At 52.1% G+C, this 16,738-nt stretch carries 15 protein-coding genes and 1 tRNA gene; 7 read left to right on the top strand and 9 right to left on the bottom strand.

Features of this window, described 5'->3' with window-relative positions:
* The first annotated feature begins 329 nt into the window (after positions 1 to 329).
* The 5 genes from ABKA16_RS01625 (at position 330) to ABKA16_RS01605 (ending at position 5,079) form a co-directional block, all read left to right on the top strand.
* Positions 330 to 1,619: a diacylglycerol/lipid kinase family protein gene (locus ABKA16_RS01625; RefSeq protein WP_380999472.1), complete on the top strand. Its 1,290-nt coding sequence runs from the start codon at positions 330 to 332 to the stop codon at positions 1,617 to 1,619.
* Positions 1,620 to 1,692: 73 nt separating this feature from the next.
* The gene (gene pgm, locus ABKA16_RS01620) at positions 1,693 to 3,369 is read left to right on the top strand and encodes a phosphoglucomutase (alpha-D-glucose-1,6-bisphosphate-dependent) (RefSeq protein WP_380999474.1); all 1,677 of its coding nucleotides are present in this window, start codon (positions 1,693 to 1,695) and stop codon (positions 3,367 to 3,369) included.
* Between the two features lie 201 nt (positions 3,370 to 3,570).
* Positions 3,571 to 4,140: an NAD-dependent epimerase/dehydratase family protein gene (locus ABKA16_RS01615; RefSeq protein WP_029246359.1), complete on the top strand. Its 570-nt coding sequence runs from the start codon at positions 3,571 to 3,573 to the stop codon at positions 4,138 to 4,140.
* A 4-nt stretch (positions 4,141 to 4,144) separates the two neighbouring features.
* Positions 4,145 to 4,597, top strand: a complete 453-nt coding sequence (locus ABKA16_RS01610; RefSeq protein ID WP_007147545.1) for an SRPBCC family protein — start codon at positions 4,145 to 4,147, stop codon at positions 4,595 to 4,597.
* Positions 4,594 to 5,079, top strand: a complete 486-nt coding sequence (locus ABKA16_RS01605) for an RrF2 family transcriptional regulator (RefSeq protein ID WP_007147546.1) — start codon at positions 4,594 to 4,596, stop codon at positions 5,077 to 5,079. Before ABKA16_RS01610 ends, ABKA16_RS01605 begins: the two co-directional genes overlap by 4 nt.
* Positions 5,080 to 5,206: 127 nt before the next feature.
* Here ABKA16_RS01605 and ABKA16_RS01600 read toward each other — a convergent pair whose 3' ends face one another.
* The 4 genes from ABKA16_RS01600 to ABKA16_RS01585 form a co-directional block, all read right to left on the bottom strand.
* Complete coding sequence (locus ABKA16_RS01600; protein WP_380999476.1) at positions 5,207 to 7,861, bottom strand: polyribonucleotide nucleotidyltransferase; 2,655 nt, start codon at positions 7,859 to 7,861, stop codon at positions 5,207 to 5,209.
* 172 nt (positions 7,862 to 8,033) lie between these two features.
* Positions 8,034 to 8,303: a 30S ribosomal protein S15 gene (gene rpsO, locus ABKA16_RS01595; RefSeq protein WP_007147548.1), complete on the bottom strand. Its 270-nt coding sequence runs from the start codon at positions 8,301 to 8,303 to the stop codon at positions 8,034 to 8,036.
* A gap of 142 nt (positions 8,304 to 8,445) precedes the next feature.
* Positions 8,446 to 8,871, bottom strand: a complete 426-nt coding sequence (gene mscL / locus ABKA16_RS01590) for a large conductance mechanosensitive channel protein MscL (protein ID WP_380999478.1) — start codon at positions 8,869 to 8,871, stop codon at positions 8,446 to 8,448.
* A 130-nt stretch (positions 8,872 to 9,001) separates the two neighbouring features.
* Positions 9,002 to 9,658, bottom strand: coding sequence for a hypothetical protein (locus ABKA16_RS01585; RefSeq protein WP_380999479.1), 657 nt, complete (start codon positions 9,656 to 9,658; stop codon positions 9,002 to 9,004).
* 92 nt (positions 9,659 to 9,750) lie between these two features.
* Here ABKA16_RS01585 and ABKA16_RS01580 point away from each other — a divergent pair.
* A tRNA-Gly gene (locus ABKA16_RS01580) sits at positions 9,751 to 9,824 on the top strand.
* A gap of 37 nt (positions 9,825 to 9,861) precedes the next feature.
* Complete coding sequence (locus tag ABKA16_RS01575) at positions 9,862 to 12,006, top strand: DUF6020 family protein (RefSeq protein WP_380999481.1); 2,145 nt, start codon at positions 9,862 to 9,864, stop codon at positions 12,004 to 12,006.
* A 147-nt stretch (positions 12,007 to 12,153) separates the two neighbouring features.
* On the opposite strand, the gene ABKA16_RS01570 is transcribed toward ABKA16_RS01575, so the two are convergent.
* The 5 genes from ABKA16_RS01570 to ABKA16_RS01550 form a co-directional block, all read right to left on the bottom strand.
* A complete protein-coding gene (locus ABKA16_RS01570; protein ID WP_380999483.1) occupies positions 12,154 to 12,984 on the bottom strand; it encodes a ribonuclease HII in 831 nt (276 codons plus the stop codon).
* Between the two features lie 13 nt (positions 12,985 to 12,997).
* Positions 12,998 to 13,846 (bottom strand): signal peptidase I, encoded by an 849-nt coding sequence (gene lepB / locus ABKA16_RS01565; RefSeq protein WP_380999485.1) that lies wholly within the window; start codon positions 13,844 to 13,846, stop codon positions 12,998 to 13,000.
* Positions 13,847 to 13,965: 119 nt separating this feature from the next.
* Complete coding sequence (gene rplS, locus ABKA16_RS01560) at positions 13,966 to 14,349, bottom strand: 50S ribosomal protein L19 (protein ID WP_380999487.1); 384 nt, start codon at positions 14,347 to 14,349, stop codon at positions 13,966 to 13,968.
* A 303-nt stretch (positions 14,350 to 14,652) separates the two neighbouring features.
* Entirely contained in the window at positions 14,653 to 16,242 is a 1,590-nt protein-coding gene (locus ABKA16_RS01555; protein WP_380999489.1) for an NAD(P)/FAD-dependent oxidoreductase, read from the bottom strand.
* Positions 16,243 to 16,326: 84 nt separating this feature from the next.
* Positions 16,327 to 16,638: a DUF2469 domain-containing protein gene (locus ABKA16_RS01550; protein ID WP_007147556.1), complete on the bottom strand. Its 312-nt coding sequence runs from the start codon at positions 16,636 to 16,638 to the stop codon at positions 16,327 to 16,329.
* Positions 16,639 to 16,738: the final 100 nt, after the last annotated feature.

Raw genomic sequence — 16,738 nt, 5'->3', positions numbered from 1 at the left:
ATATGGATCCCACCCTGTCCGCCCCAGCCCTCACGGTACATCTGCTGTGAGGGCTTATTTTATGCCAAAAACCCTTAGAATAGGCTGTTACGTAAGGCTTCTCCCCTTGCGCTCTTATAATAGGAATCTGGCAGAATCAAGCACAATAAAGCAGGATTTAAACAACAAAAAACACAACAAAAACAAGCGCACAAACCGTGACGGCTTAGTTAATCACAATTAATTATTCCTCCAAGACATTCCCTGTTCCTGCCTTGCGTTCGTGCAGAATCAGGGGATTTTTCCTGCAGCACCCGCCCGCGGACAGGATTTGAGGCATACTGATAGTTATGGTCCAAGGACAGATAATAATAGCCCTGTGTATTGTTGCAGCGCTTATTACGGTTGCTACAACAGCAGGCCTTATTGTGCTGCTGCGCCGCCGCCACGAGATCACCCAGGCAGGGCAGCGCTACGGCGATAAGGTCAGCTACGCCTTTATTATCAATCCTTCAAAACCACAGGCCCGGGCAACCAGGGCATATATAGAACGGTATTGTGAAAGCCATGGCATAACCAACGAAATTTTTATTGATACGAAACTCGATAAAGACGGCTATGTCTGTGCAAAGGAAGCCCTCGAACGCTATAATGCAGATGTTGTTATTGCATGCGGCGGCGACGGCACGGTACGCACCGCTGCAAGCGCGATGTCGGGGACAACACACGCATTCGGCATCATACCTATCGGCACCGGAAACCTTTTTGCACGCAATATGGGGATCCCTGTAGACAATATAGAAGCTGCAATGACGATTGCCACGTCGCATGGATCACGCAGAGTCGATATGGGACGCATGGCCCTTCTGGACTCGGATGACCCTGGGCATAAACACGGCTTCCTTATTATTGCCGGCGTCGGTTTTGATGCCCAGATGATTGACGACACCGATCCGAACCTGAAAAAATCAATCAGCTGGTTTGCTTACTTCTGGGGGGCATTCAAGCATCTGTTCGGGTCCCGGAACTGCGGGACGGTCATCCTCACGGAAGCCGACGGGACAATGCACGAAATGCGCGGGGAAACTTTCCGCACATTCATGGCAGGAAACTGCGGGAGGATACCCGGATTTACGCTTATGCCGGACGCCCGCTACAATGACGGCATACTGGATTTTGAAACGATCGATACTACTCACGGCTTATGGGGATGGTTCAACCTCCTCGTTGATGTTATCCATCAGACACTTACCAGACGTTCTGAGCAAAGCCCGATATCACAAAAATCAAAAGTAAGGCAATATCAGGGCAGCAGTGCAGAGATCATGCTTGATAAACCTGTGCTGGCAGAAGTTGATGGGGATATCCTTGAAAAGACGCAGCATATCCGTTTTACTGTTGACCACAACTCGCTGATAGTCCGGGCACCTCAAACGGGCGGAGCTGTTGACGCAACAGGAGTCCTCTCCCCCATTACCGGCAGCACCGGGGATACTGCTGCGGCGGACGCAAACCCGGTTTCGGCGGATCCCGGGCCGGTGTCAGGGCAGCCCCAGACGGCTGCATCAGAAAACACCAGTACAGCAGTCCGTGCTGATATCCCGGAACAGCCAGGGACCGGCAGCAGCCTGCTTATGTGAAATCCGTATGGACCGCTATAAAAATCCATAATATTTTAAGGTTTGCGTCGGCTTGGCGTGGCACAATAGATATATGGTTGCGAATAATGCGGGAATGCCCGCCACCCCAGAAGATCTGATCAATGTTGACGAGGTCCTAGGCTCATACTATGACCTTATCCCTGATGCTGCTGTACCTGAGCAGAGAGTTGCTTTCGGTACATCCGGGCATCGCGGCTCCAGTTTGAAAACATCCTTCAATGAAGCCCATATCGTTGCGATAACCCAGGCGATTGCCGAATATCGCGCCCAGGCCCATATTGACGGCCCGCTCTATATTGGGCGGGACACCCATGCGCTCAGCCTCCCTGCGTGGAAAACTGCAATTGAAGTACTTACCGCCAATGGTGTGCACGTGCGTATTGATTCACGCGATGACTACACCCCAACGCCAACTGTCTCACAGGCGATTCTGACACATAACCGCGCGACGGACGGCACACAGCGTTTCAGCGGCCCTGACCTTGCTGACGGTATTGTGGTTACCCCATCGCATAACCCGCCAACTGACGGCGGCTTCAAATACGACCCTCCAACAGGGGGCCCTGCACCTGCTGAAACAACGAATGCTATTGCGCAGCGGGCAAACGAGCTCCTCCCCGACTGGAAGAATATAGCCCGTATCCCGTTCAGCCAGGCAATCGCTTCAGACCTTATTGAGCGTTTCGATTACCGGGAACACTATGTTGATGATCTGAAGAATGTTATTGATTTCCAGCTTATTAAAGATTCCGGGGTACGCCTGGGCATTGACCCGCTCGGCGGAGCATCGGTCAATTACTGGGACCTTATCAACGAAAAATACGGGCTTAATATTGGCGTAGTCAACCCCAAAGTTGACCCCCAGTGGTCCTTCATGACGATTGACCATGACGGCAAGATACGCATGGATCCAAGCTCCCCCTACGCTATGAAAGGCCTTGTAGACCGCCTTAATGCAGGGGCCTGGGACCAGTATGACCTTGTAGGCGGGACAGACCCCGACGCCGACCGCCACGGCATCGTATGCCCCGGTACCGGTGTTATGAACCCTAACCATTACATAGCCGTATGTGTGGAATACCTGTTCGGAGGAAACCGCCCGGGATGGCCGGCAGGTGCGGGCGTAGGTAAAACACTTGTATCGTCATCGCTTATTGACCGTGTAGCTGCTTCGATCAACGCCAGGCTTGTAGAAGTCCCCGTAGGCTTCAAATGGTTCGTTGACCCGCTGTTCAACGGCGAAGTAGGTTTCGGCGGAGAGGAAAGTTCCGGCATGAGTTTCCTCCGCTTTGACGGCCATGTATGGACTACCGATAAGGATGGCATCATCCCCGACCTCCTTGCTGCAGAGATCACTGCCGAAACAGGTAAGAACCCAGGGCAGCTCCATGAGGAACAGGTAGCGCGTTTTGGCGAAAGCTGGTACAAGCGTGTAGATACGCCCACGACCCTGGAGCAGAAGCAGAAGTTTGCCGGCCTTACGCCGCAGTCGGTAACAGATACCGTTCTCGGCGGAGAGCCTATTGAACAGAAAATGACCGAGGCTCCCGGCAATAATGCACCGATCGGCGGGATCAAGGTAACGACTAAGGATAACTGGTTCGCTGCCCGTCCATCCGGTACGGAAAATATTTATAAGGTATATGCGGAGTCCTTCGTGTCTGAAGAGGTCCTGGACACAGTGCTTGAAGAAGCCGCATCCGTAGTAGATAAAGCTCTGGAAGGCTGATCTGCTCTAAGTTTTTTCGGGCATATAACTCCATATGCGGGCAGTAATGCGTAATGCACTGCCCGCTTTTTATTGCCGTTTTATTTCCCGGAGATACTTTTATGGGGATGCAGCAAATTTGGTTTCGTAGATCCCAGGATATAAAATAATCCTAGGATACTCAAATATCCTTAGATAAAGGAAAAGATGAAAGGCATAACAATGACAAATATCGTACTGCTCGGAGGGAATGGATACCTTGGCAGGAATGTGACCAGGAAGTGGCTTGAAAAGGATCCTCAGGCAACTTTCTACGTAGTATCACGCTCAGGGAAGAATACGCTTGAAGACAGCAGGATTATCAATATCCAGGCAGATGTAACTGACTATGACGATGTAATCAGCAAATTACCAGATACGATAGATCGCATAGCAGATTTCGTCGGGCGCCCTGAAAGTGATCCGGAAAAGTTCCGTAAAGTTAACGACGAGCCGGCCGAAGTCATGCTCGCCATAGCCAGGAATAAAGAAGTACCGGCAATGGGATTCATCAGTGGGGCTACGGGCCCCAAGCCTTTTGTCCGGGGCAAGGCACGCCTGGCCCGGATGCTTAAAGACAGCGGGATCCCAACAGTAGTCGTAACACCAACGATCGTTTACGGAAATGGCCGCAGTGATACTATAAGCAAATTCGTTCCCCTGCTCAAATTCTTCGGCATCTTCTCAAAAAACCTGAAGCCTGTCCATGTTGACGATGTTGCGGAACAGCTGGTCTCAGGGCTTGCCGGATAATGCTATGGCAAAACGTGTTGAGATCAGCCTGGAGATAGCGGCTCCCAGGGACGATGTATTCGCATGGTTCTACCACTCCGAAAACTTTACGGCCTCCCCTATAGTCTTTACATCTGCATGGAGGCCCGGGAAAAGGTATGATGTAGGATCGCAGCGCGATATCATTATGGTCGCAGGCTGGTACCATGAAGAAATAACTGCCGTCGATAAAGGGCATTATATCCGCTACAGAGTCAGGCAGTCTTTCCCTGCGGTCAGGCAGGATTTTACGGAGATCGCTTTTACAGAACTGCCGGAAGGCCGCACCCTGGTAAAGTGGACCATTGAGATTGAAGTCCCTTCTCCCATTTTCAGATCTGCCCTGACAAATGCAGGCGGCAGGATGGCTGAAATACTGTATTCCACGATTATGCGGGCCGGCAGGAAAAAGCTGGAACACACAGGACACACGGTATGAAGCTTAGTAAAAGCATTGAACAGGCAATCTTCGTGCTCCTCATGCTTGCCCTCCAGGAAGGCCATAAACCTGTTAAAAGCCGTGTGCTGAGCCGCCTGCTGAACGTTTCGGATTCGTATCTGAAAAAGGTCCTGATGAAGCTGTCCAAAGCCGGGCTTATTGACGCCAATGCCAGCAAGCGCGGAGGCTATACACTTCATAAACCGATACACGAAACCAGCCTTAAGGATGTTGTCCTTGCTGTAGAAGGCAGCCGATTTGAGGCGGGATTCCCGTCCCGGGGGCACGTACTTTTCAATGATGGCCCCCACGTGGATGAGGGGGAGACAAAAATAGCCGCTGCCTTCAAAAAGGGCATGGAGAGCTATTATCGTGAGCTGGACCGGCTCAAACTGTCCGAATTGCTCCATGAACACGCATACCGGGACGGGGCAGTCAACTGGGAAGATCCGGCCAGGCTCGATAAAGCCGGGAAACACTGATACCGATTGATATAAAAGTTAATATGAGGAATCCCTGACGGGCATCGGACCCGGCAGGGATTTTTCATATACTTTCAGTGCAGCTCCTTAACAGGCGGAATAACCTTGATTACCCGCCGGGAGCCGTTTAGTCCTCGTCAAAGGGGTCAAAATCACGGCGGATACGGCGGCGTGGACGGGCTGTACGCTCCTCACGCTCCTGGCGGTACTCACTGTAATCATTATCCTCATAGCGGCTGTTACGGCGTTCTGCCCGCTCTGCGCGGCCGTCATAACGACCCTCATAGCCATCATTGTCATGACGGGTATGGTGCGGACGGTAATCACGGTCATCATCGCTGTACCGCGGGCTGCGGCGGCGGCCGTCATCATCATACCGGGAATTGCGGCGATAGGAACGTTCACTCCTGCTGTCGCGGTCCCCCAGGTCGTCATCATCATCGCGGCGGGAACGGCGCGGACGGTAATCACGGTCATCATCACGGTCCGGCCTCTCATCGCGGCTGCGGTGTTCCGGACGGCGCCCGCCGCGGAACCCGCGGTCCGGACGGCCGGCATTAGGACGGGAATTACTCTCCTGCTCCTCAAAACCCGGAATAGCGAGCGAGATCTTCCCTTTATCATCAACACCCTGGACGACTACCTCAACGGTATCACCTTCACGGAGCACGTCCTCAACAGCATCAATACGGTCACCGTTGGCAAGGTTGCGGATCTGGGAAATATGGAGCAGGCCGTCAGTACCTGGGGTCAGGTTGACGAAAGCACCAAAGCTTGTAGTCTTTACTACCTTGCCCTGGTATGCCTCCCCTGCTTCAGGGATATGCGGATTGGCGATCTGGTCAATGAGTTCGCGCGCCCTTTCAGCGGAATCCCCGCCTTCAGAAGCAATATAGACCGTACCGTCATCCTCAATACTGATATCAGCACCGGTCTTTTCCTGGATCTCGTTGATCATCTTGCCCTTAGGCCCAATCACTTCACCGATCTTATCGACCGGGACAGTGGTAGTAATGATACGCGGCGCATACGGGCTCATCTCATTGACCCCGTCAATGCATTCATCAATGACTTCAAGGATCGTCATACGGGCCTCAAATGCCTGCTGCAAAGCGGCTGCCAGGATATCGGCAGGGATACCGTCAAGCTTGGTATCAAGCTGCAGAGCAGTAATGAACTCAGATGTCCCGGCAACCTTGAAGTCCATATCACCGAAGGCATCCTCAGCACCAAGGATATCCGTAAGGGTCTTATACACCATCTGGCCGTCAACATCACCCGAAACAAGCCCCATTGCGATACCAGCAACAGGAGCCTTCAGCGGCACGCCGGCGTCAAGGAGAGACATAGTTGAAGCGCACACAGACCCCATTGATGTTGAACCGTTAGAACCGATAGCTTCCGATACCTGACGGATCGCATAGGGGAAATCTTCGCGGGAAGGGAGCACCGGAATGAGGGCACGCTCGGCAAGGGCGCCGTGCCCGATCTCGCGGCGCTTCGGGGACCCTACACGCCCGGTTTCGCCGGTGGAATACGGAGGCATTTCATAATTGTGCATATACCTGCGGGTATTCGGGCCGGACAGCGCATCCGTCGTCTGCTCCATTTTCAGCATATTCAGTGTTGTTACACCCAGGATCTGGGTCTCACCGCGCTGGAAAAGCGCAGAACCGTGCACACGGGGAACAACATCGACTTCAGCGGAAAGGGTGCGGATATCGCGCAGCCCGCGGCCGTCAATACGGTAATCCTGGGTAAGGATACGGCGGCGGACTATCTGGCGCTGCAGCTCTTTGAATGCATTGCCGATCTCTTTTTCTTTCTCGGCATCATCCATATCAGCAAATTCATTGGCCAGGGTATCAACTACTGACTGCTTAATCCCGGCGATGCGGTCCTGCCTTGGAAGCTTTTCAGCTATAGAAAGAGCATCATTGAGATCATTATGTGCAAGCTGGTCAATACGGGCATACAGTTCATCCGTATATTCAGGAAACAGAGGGAATTCCTTTGTTTCCTTCGCGGCAATACGCTTCAGTTCATCCTGCGCCTCGCAGATAGCCTTGATGAACGGCTTGGCAGCTTCAAGGCCGCCCGCAACAACGACCTCATCAGGCCTGGTCATCCCTTCGTCATAAATAAGCTTCCATGCATTCCTGCCGGCCCCTGCCTCGATCATAGCGATAGCAACATCGCCATTGTCAAGTACGCGTCCCGCAACAACAAGTTCAAACACTGCACGTTCACGCTCAGACCAGCGCGGGAAAGCCACCCACTGGTCATCAATCAGAGCCAGGCGCACGCCTGAAACCGGCCCTTCAAACGGAAGGCCTGAGATCATAGTAGATGCTGACGCGGCATTCATAGCGATCATGTCATAAGAGTCATCAGGATCAATGGACAGGACCGTCTCAACAACCTGTACTTCATTACGGAGCGTATGCGGGAACAGCGGGCGAAGCGGGCGGTCAATAATACGGCACGCCAGCACTGCCTCATTGGAAGGGCGCCCCTCGCGGCGGAAGAATGAGCCGGGGATCTTCCCTGCTGCGTACATCTTTTCTTCCACATCGACCGTAAGCGGGAAGAAATCAAAATTTTCTTTGGGGCTGCTGCCTGCTGTAGTAGTAGACAGGATCATGGAATCATCATCAAGGTAAGCGGCAACAGCACCATCTGCCTGCTGTGCCAGCCTGCCTGTTTCAAAACGCAATGTGCGTGTACCAAAACTGCCGTTATCAATTACGGCTTCTACTGCTTTTATTTCGGGACCCTCCATGGGTTCCTCCTTTTACTGCCTCATTCGGAGACCCTCTCCGAATCATCATTTCTATATAGTTACTGTTTAATCTTTACCAAATCATGTACTGAATCAGCTCATTAATTATTGGTGTTATCAAATCCAGCCATCAAACATAAAAGAACCCAGGCACGATACCTGGGCACAAAGTTTAATGACGCAGTCCGAGACGCTCAATAAGCGAACGATAACGATTGATATCCTTATCCCTCAGATATTCAAGCATACGGCGGCGTTCACCGACCATGAGGAGCAGCCCGCGGTCTGAATGGTAATCATGCTTGTGCTGCTTCATATGGACAGTGAGATTATTAATACGCGCGGTAAGCAGGGCAACCTGTACCTCAGGGGAGCCTGTGTCACCCTCATGAGTTGCATACTCAGAAATAATCGTCTGCTTTTCTGCATTAGTAAGTGCCACAATGGCCTCCTTAGTCCGTTGCGCGGTGCCCCAGCCCTATGCTGAAGCGCTCTGTATCCGCGGGCGATATATACGCCGCGTCATATTATAGCACGCAAGTGCGAAAAACCCGAGGTACAGATACAGGCAAGGCTAGGTAAGCCTAGGCTGCCTGCCCTGCCCCTGAAGTGCCCTGGCCCTGAGCGGACAGCAGGGACTTGATCTCGGCAAGGAGCTGGGTCTGTTTTTCTTCGTCAGAAAGCTCTTCCTTGCCCTCTTCCTTTTTGCGGCTGGACATTTCAGCAAGCTTGTTCATGGGGACAACGATGCAGAAATACACGACGAGGGCGATGATCAGGAAGTTGATGATCGCGCCGACAAAGGCCCCGAACCTGACTACGGAACCATTCACAGTCACGTTCCACACCTTGTCCATATCCGGCATACTGAAAATAGCTGCGATCAGAGGGTTGATAACGCTATCTACCAGAGATGTCACAATAGCTGTTACAGCGGAACCCATAACAAAGGCAACAGCCATCTCTACCATATTGCCGCGGGCAATAAAATCCCTAAAGCCTTTCAACATTATTTTTCTCCATTTTCCTATGGTTTGATTACTCCAGATTAAATTGTTGCCCCTGCCTATAGGAACGTTCCTGCCTATAGAGGACAGTGCCATTATAGGAGGACGTGTACCTAAGGATAGCTGGGAATGCCTAGGAGATAAAAATGCCGGCTATACCGCTCAGATAAGCCAGGAAGAGCACTATTACCTCAATAATGCTGAAACTGATCAGCGACACCCAGCTGCGCGACAGGACGTTGAAAGATGACGTCTTTTTTACTGTAAACAGGATAAACAGATATACCACCACAAATACGGCAAGGCCTGCAGCCGACGTAAAGACCCCCACATTAAGCGAATTGGCGTAATTGGCGTAAGCACCGTACACTACGCGGGTCCCGTACCAGAAACCCGTTTTCACAAGCGCTATACCGCAGATGAACTGCTGTGCCGAAAACAGGAAGAGGGCCACAAACCCCCATAAAACCCTGCGGTTATCCATAAAGACCATGCCGAAAGCCATAAATGTAAGCGTCGTGACAGCCCATGCCAGGAATACCATGCTCCGTGCGTCATAAGGCGCAAGGGCCCAGGACACTTCGGCAGTATGCTCCAGCGCCAGGAAACGTCCCGCGCCGTACGGGGCAGTTATTGCGCCAAGGGCCAGGACAGTGAACACAGCAATAAGCACCGGATGCGCCCGTCTGCGCTGCACATCTGCAACAGATATGCCGTTTTTCTCGGCGGATTCCACCACCTCATCCCGCACCGGGCGGCTCGCTGCTATAGTGATCCGTTTTCGCGCCATACATTCAGATTAGCAATGCGGGAGGAACGTAGGCGGCGCGGCATATTCCACGAGTTATGTATAATAGTGATTTGGCTGGCTGGACAGCCGATGCGAACGTAGCTCAATGGTAGAGCCTCAGTCTTCCAAACTGATTACGCGGGTTCGATTCCCGTCGTTCGCTCCACTGACAGGCAATCGGCAACAGGCGAATGGGGTATCTGATGGCAGGTCCTGAGGCAGCAGACAGCGCTGCAGTGTCTGTTCCCGACACCGCCTCCAGCCCCTTCCATCAGCCGCAGCATCCCAGGCTGGCGCGTTTCTGGCTTATCCTGCGCTGGACAGCAGTTTCCCTTGTATGCGCATGGATGGCATTATGCACCGCGGTCGGGCCGCTGTATCGCGCAAATTCCTCTATCACTTCTTTCCGCGCACATAACTGGATACTGCTTATCACTTTTTTTGCCGGTTATATGGGGATCGTCGGGATCGCTGTGAATATAAGCCAGGCGCATTCGCGGATCAGGGGAATATGGCGCTGTGCACAGTCATATATCCTCAATACTGTTGGTCCCGCGGCCGTCCGGCTCTGCAGGGATTCCGGGATGATGCTCCGCAGCACAGTGCGCAAAGTTGCGGTCCGTTTAAGGGCAGGCCGCAGCGCTCCGGACAGGAATGCAGCTAAAACATCAGCAAAAGATGCAGAACGGAAGCCCTCCGGCAGGAAGGGGAAAGCCAGAAGGATCGCCGGCATTGCTGCACAGGCCATACAGCATGCTGCACACCTGGTCCGCAGCAACTGGCGCCCCTGGATCGTCAGCCATACGAGGTATTCCTGGCAGATTGCCTGCGTCCTTGCTGTTGTGTGGGGTATTTTTTTCATCTTCATACCCACTGTGTTCAGCGCTGATGCAATATCACAGTGGAGTGAAGTAAACCGGTGGGCTTACTTCATGCAGGGCGGGAAACCCGCTTATTCTGAATCTTTCAATGTGGCGGATATCTATCCTATAGCCCACTATCTGTGGCCGGCTACGTCCACTTACCTCACCAATCAGCACAATATTGTGCTTACCCTGTTTACCGGCGGTATACTTGAGCTTTCCAACCAGTGGACGGGATCAAAGGACTGGGGCCTTATTATTGCTTCAGGGCTGCAGGCGGTTTTTGCACTTTTCTGTGTTTCTGTTACTATGGCCCGCTTTTTCCGTTTTGCACGGCCGGCATATACATACGGCCGTGCAAACGCTATTGAGCAGAGGGCTCCTGCCGGGCCGTGGACGCGCCTTATCATACTGGCATTTTTTGCTTTTAACCCGCTTCCGCTGTTCAGCATCTCTGCCCTGACGAAATCCCCCGTTTTCGCTTTTGCTTTCTTATGGTGGTTCGGCCAGTGGTACGAAATATTTGCTGCAGCACCATCCGTAAAAATATCCAGGAGTCTTACTGCAGGACTGTTTATAAGCAGCGGAGCTATGCTCATATCCGCAAAATATGCTGTCTATATTATTGCTGTGCAGTGCATCCTCGTCCTTATTGCCAGCCGTGCACGATGGCGCACCTGGCTCATAGGGCTTGCCATCCCTTTGGTTATCTTCCAGGTGGGGCTTAATATAGCTGTAGGTACGGGGGCTATAATCAGCGGGGATCCCATTGAAAGCCGGGGGGTGCAGATCCAGCAGATCGCACGGACGATGAAGCTTGCCCCGCTTAATATTCCCACGGAAACTAAAAACGACCTGTCACCTATTTTCAACCTTTATGCTATGGGGATCACTTATTTCCCCAATGATGCCGATAAAGTCAAATCATCAGGGACTGATTCCAAAATCGAAACATATAAGTGGCGGACAGTAACAGCCAAAGATATGGAAAAATTCAATAAAGCATGGCTTGAACTGGGCAAGCGCAATCCTGTGATCTACTATGACGCTTTTATGGCTAAAGTTTACGGATATTTTGATATCAATGATGAGCCCTACACCGGGGCCGCATACTATATCAAGACGCCGCAGCTTGATACCCAGTCGCAGTGGCTGCGCTATTATTTCCCGCAGGTACGTGTATTCGTGCAGTCATCAACAGATACAGTCTCGTCAGAACCCATACTGGGATGGCTTATCCACGGCAATTTCTACGTGATCATATGCCTTCTCCTTATGTGTGCAGAATTCATCCTCAAACGGTGGAAATACCTTCTCAGGCAGTTTCCGCTGCTGATGCTTATGGGGGTCATGGTTATGTCGCCGGCTAATAATTTCGACCGCCATATGCTGCCTGTCGCCTTTGTCTGCCTGTTTATCCTCATTAATTTCGCATACGAATCACGCCGCCATATTGCGCGCGTCCGGCGGGCGCTGCTCATGTAGGCCCGAATCAGAATACTCAACAGAGGCGCCGAAGAAAAGAAGGATGTGCCGGACGCTGTAAAACCCGGTACCCGGCAAAAAGGTTTCCGGGCAGTGCTTACCGGATGCCGGCAAAATCCGGCGGCAAAATGGTAGGAGGATGCCCCCCTACCCCAGGTTCCATGAGACCCTGTGATAAGGCGTTGCCCCATATAACCGGATCGCCCGGCGATGCTCCGCAGACCCGTACCCCTTGTTTTTCTGCCATGCGTAGGCTTCCCACTCAGGATGACGGCTGGCCAGGCCAACCATGTACCGGTCCCTGGTGACTTTGGCAATAACAGATGCCCCGGCAACACTGATACATTTCTGATCGCCTTTGACGACCGGGAATACCTCTATTCCGCAGCCGGATATGACAGGATATGCCGCACTGCCGGCTTCAATGGTGGGGGTTATAACGGGGGTTATGTAATCATGAGGGCCGTCAAGGATCACCGCAGCCTTCCTGCAGGGGCAGTCTGCAGTTTCCAGTATATGCCTGATCGCGCGGGCAGCGGCAGCCCCCAAAGCCGCCATGATCCCCTGCCTGTCGATCTCCCGGTTAGTTGAACTGCCTACCGCATACGTATCGCACCACTCCTGTACCGGATCCACGAGCTGTTCCCTTTTCTTCTCCGACAGCATTTTGGAATCTTTAAGCCCCGCAGGGAACAGCGAACCGGCAGCTTTGCTGAGTACTGACGGGACGCTAAAAGCACAGGCCCCCACCATAACGGGGCCGGCGAGGCATCCGCGGCCCACCTCGTCACACCCGATCACTATATCAAAATTGCTCCGGCCATAGCCGCTCCGGCCGGTATCCGGCTGCGGAGCAGAATGGACCGTCTGTAATTCAACATCCCATGTCGGGGAAACTGCTGCCGGAAGGACTGCACGCTGCCTGCCCTGCGGGAAGTCCGGATGGGCGGAGTCCGGACCGGGTGCGGGATTACCCATGAGACGGATACCACTAACTGTTGTAAGGGATAGGGACATTGTCAAAAACTTTCGTCCCGCCGGTAAGCCCGCGCCACTGGGAAACAGGCCAGATCACAGCCACTGCGACCCCGGTAACAGCGCTCATAGGAACGAGGCCGTTATTGCCGTCATCGGTATGATAGCGTGAATCGGCGGAATTAGAACGGTTATCGCCCATAACAAATATATTCCCTGCTGTTACACGTACTGTAAAAGCCACATCACTGGGATCTGTCCCAGGCTTCAGATAAGAGCTTTCATTGATCGGCTGCCCGTTCACAGTGATAGGGTGGCCTGCCCCTTCACATGCGACCGTATCCCCGGGAAGCCCGATGATCCGCTTTATCAGATACCTGTCACCATTTTTGTTCCCGGTTATCTTATTGAAAAGGCCGGCAAAACCGCCTTGTGTACTGCTTGATTCCGATGAAGACAGCCACCCATGGGTATCTTTGAAAACGATAATATGCCCGCGTTTAAGGGAAGGCTCCCCTCTCATCAGCTTGTTAGCCAGCACCTGGGAACCGACAGGAAGGGTATCCTCCATTGAGGATGACGGGATAATATACTGCGTGATAACAAAAGTGCGCAGAAGCGTAATAATGATCCCGACAAGGATAATAGTTATAAGGGTATCCCGTATATATGCAGCAGCCTCTTTCCGCCGTGCAGCCCGCTTGCCGTATTGGGGGATAATGTACCTTTTGCCTGCAGGATCAAAATTTCTGGAATGCACACGCCGGGCCGACTGTCCGGCTGACTTCCTCTGGGCATATATCTGGGTCCTGTCCATCAGCCCGGAACCGTCAAAAAGGTTATTGGATTTATCCTGGTCCGCCATGCTGCAACTAATCTGTTCTGTAACCTGCTGATTTGGGAAGGAGCCCCAAGAGGTCAACTTTCCCTGGGGCTCCTTAAATACTCAAGAAATACTCAAGAAAACCGGATAGCTGTAATCAGCTACTCTGATTTCTGTGCATTAGCTTTCTGCGTATTATCACGGCGCTCAACGATTCGTGCAGCCTTACCGCGCAGCTTACGCAGATAGTAAAGCTTTGCACGGCGTACACGGCCCCTGCGCACGAGCTCAATAGAATCGATCACCGGGGAATGTACGGGGAATCGCCGTTCCACGCCTACGCCGAAGCTGACTTTACGGACTATGAAAGTCTCGCGCAGCCCGGCACCGCTGCGGGCAATCACAACACCCTGGAAAGCCTGGATACGTGCGTTATTGCCTTCCTGGATCTTCACGTTTACCTTGACGGTATCCCCGGAACGGAAATCCGGGATGCTTGCAGCATCTTTAAGCTGTTTTGCTTCAAACTGTTCTACAGCGTTCATTATTATCCTCCATCACCGCCGCATACCAGTGCATGATAAAAATTGAGGTGTATCCAGGTTTGCCTGTATACAGCTGTGACAATCCGCAGGCCGTGTAACGCACGGCCAGCTTGACCTGAAAGATCCGGCCCTATGCGGCAAACCAGATCCGACACATGCAAAATCCCATTATACACACAGGGTAAACCAGCCCCAAGCCTTGGGGCTGGTTTACCCTGTCAAAACGTCAACCGGATCCCAGGATCCCAGCATCTGCTGGGGATCAGATCACGGCAGACCCCCAGCAGGTATCCTGGCTAAAATCTATTTGGACTCGTGATATGACTTTTCAGTATTCACTGACCAGACATTCTTCTTCGATGTCTTTCCTGACTTGATATTGCCGACGGCCTCAATAGCCGTAGCCATCGAATGATCCTGGTTATTGTAATGGTGCTGCCCGTTACGGCCCACGCAGTACAGATTGCCGAATGAATCAAGATATTCAATAAGCTGGTCGATATCCTTATACGTATCGAAATACGCCGGATATGCCTTCTGGACAAGCTCACGGTGCGAATCCAGGACATCCTGCTTGCCGCTGATAACACGCATGCGGGTAAGTTCTTTTATCGCAAGGTTTGTGGCTTCCTCATCACTCAGGTTCCAGAAGTCGTCACCTTCATTGCAGAAATATTCCATTCCGATCCACACAGTGTCGTCAACATCTTTGACCAGGTATGGGCTCCAGTTGTTGAAAATCTGGAAACGCCCGACTTTGTAGCCGGGATCCTGGACATAGATCCAGTTATCGGGGACGATAGGCGGATGCCCAAGCGTGGGGATATCCGTATTATTACGGATGCGGAGTTTCCTGACCAGCAGGCCAACTGTGACGAAATCGCGGTACGGAAGGCCTGAAGCAATCTCTTTCATATCCTGCGGGGCCTTGGTATCAGACTTATCAATAGCATTGACAAGATCTTTCAAAGGCATGGAAGAAATGAACTCATCAGCCCGGAGCGTGTTCTCTTTGCCGCTTTCATCAACGTAAGAAACAGAAGCTATCCTGCCGTTAGCCTGGTTTATTTTTGTGACTGTTGAACCGGTCAGTACCTTGACGCCCTTGGCACGGGAATTCTCTTCAACAGTTTCCCACAGCTGGCCCGGGCCAAGCTTGGGATACCAGAATTCCTCAATAAGGGAAGTCTCTACTTTGGAATTATCGGTCTTATGCTTAGGCATCAGCTTCAGGAACGCATTCTTCAGCACGTTCATGATGCTCAGGCCCTTGACCCTCTGGGCACCCCAGTCGGCTGATATCTCAGAAGGATGGCGGCCCCACAGCTTCTCGGTATATCCCTCGAAAAACATGGAGTACAGCTTGCGGCCAAAACGGTTGATATAGAAGTTCTCGAGGCTTGTTTCAGGGAGTTTGTGGAAAACAGATGCCAGATAGCTGAACCCGGCCTCGATAGTGATCTTCGGTCCCATAGCCTTCAGTGTGCCGGGGCTCAGCGTGATCGGATAATCAAGGAAATGCTGGTTCCAGAAAATACGGGAAACACGATGGCGCTTCAGCATGACCTTATCGGTTTTTTCAGGGTCAGGCCCGTCCGGCTCCAGATCATGATGACGGCCCAGCTTCTTGTCATCGTAGGAAGGGGCTCCCTGAAGAGGCAGTACTTCTTTCCACCAGTTCATAATGCTTTCATCTTTGGAAAAGAAACGATGCCCGCCGATATCCATGCGGTTCCCGTTGTATTTCACTGTACGGGAGATGCCGCCGAATTCTTTTGTGGCTTCAAGGACGGTCACATCATAAGCATCTGAGCTGTCTTTAACAAGCTCCCATGCAGCTGTAAGGCCTGCAGGGCCTCCGCCGATAATAACGACTTTCTTCTTTTCTGGCACATTTCCTCCTTATAGGAACCAATAAAAAGCCATACTTAGCTTAATTATTTTACCGATATGGGCGAATAAAACTATCGCCCGGCTTTATATACCCTGGGGGACGTCAATATCAGTTTTCTGTATCTCTTCTACATTGACATCTTTGAAAGTGACAATGCGGACGCTTTTGACAAAACGGCTCGGACGGTACACATCCCATACCCATGCATCGGTCAGCTGGACATCGAAATATACATCCTGTCCTGCAGAGCGCGTGTTGAAATCGACCCTGTTGGCCAGGTAAAAACGCCTTTCGGTTTCAACAACATAAGTAAAAAGTTTGATAACGTCCCTATACTCACGATACAGGGAGAGTTCCGCATCAGTTTCGTATCTGTCAAGATCTTCTGCACTCATAATTGAGTCCTTTCCTGTTGTTTTCCCTGAAAAATAAAGCGGCGGACTGCACGGCGGGGCGAGACGGCTGCCAGGTGCGCTGTACATACAGCTGCGTACA

Source organism: Scardovia wiggsiae (assembly GCF_051045985.1).
GTDB lineage: Bacteria > Actinomycetota > Actinomycetes > Actinomycetales > Bifidobacteriaceae > Scardovia > Scardovia wiggsiae.
This window is presented reverse-complemented; position numbering and strand designations above follow the sequence as displayed.

What these genes read in the sequence shown, in the direction of transcription:
- ABKA16_RS01610 (WP_007147545.1), top strand. Translation starts at nt 4,145, where the DNA reads ATGGCAAAACGTGTTGAGATCAGCCTGGAGATAGCGGCTCCCAGGGAC.
- ABKA16_RS01550 (WP_007147556.1), bottom strand. Translation starts at nt 16,638, where the DNA reads ATGAGTGCAGAAGATCTTGACAGATACGAAACTGATGCGGAACTCTCC.
- pgm (WP_380999474.1), top strand. Translation starts at nt 1,693, where the DNA reads ATGGTTGCGAATAATGCGGGAATGCCCGCCACCCCAGAAGATCTGATC.
- mscL (WP_380999478.1), bottom strand. Translation starts at nt 8,871, where the DNA reads ATGTTGAAAGGCTTTAGGGATTTTATTGCCCGCGGCAATATGGTAGAG.
- rplS (WP_380999487.1), bottom strand. Translation starts at nt 14,349, where the DNA reads ATGAACGCTGTAGAACAGTTTGAAGCAAAACAGCTTAAAGATGCTGCA.
- ABKA16_RS01585 (WP_380999479.1), bottom strand. Translation starts at nt 9,658, where the DNA reads ATGGCGCGAAAACGGATCACTATAGCAGCGAGCCGCCCGGTGCGGGAT.
- ABKA16_RS01615 (WP_029246359.1), top strand. Translation starts at nt 3,571, where the DNA reads ATGACAAATATCGTACTGCTCGGAGGGAATGGATACCTTGGCAGGAAT.
- ABKA16_RS01605 (WP_007147546.1), top strand. Translation starts at nt 4,594, where the DNA reads ATGAAGCTTAGTAAAAGCATTGAACAGGCAATCTTCGTGCTCCTCATG.
- ABKA16_RS01575 (WP_380999481.1), top strand. Translation starts at nt 9,862, where the DNA reads ATGGCAGGTCCTGAGGCAGCAGACAGCGCTGCAGTGTCTGTTCCCGAC.
- ABKA16_RS01600 (WP_380999476.1), bottom strand. Translation starts at nt 7,861, where the DNA reads ATGGAGGGTCCCGAAATAAAAGCAGTAGAAGCCGTAATTGATAACGGC.
- ABKA16_RS01625 (WP_380999472.1), top strand. Translation starts at nt 330, where the DNA reads ATGGTCCAAGGACAGATAATAATAGCCCTGTGTATTGTTGCAGCGCTT.
- ABKA16_RS01570 (WP_380999483.1), bottom strand. Translation starts at nt 12,984, where the DNA reads ATGGGTAATCCCGCACCCGGTCCGGACTCCGCCCATCCGGACTTCCCG.
- lepB (WP_380999485.1), bottom strand. Translation starts at nt 13,846, where the DNA reads ATGGCGGACCAGGATAAATCCAATAACCTTTTTGACGGTTCCGGGCTG.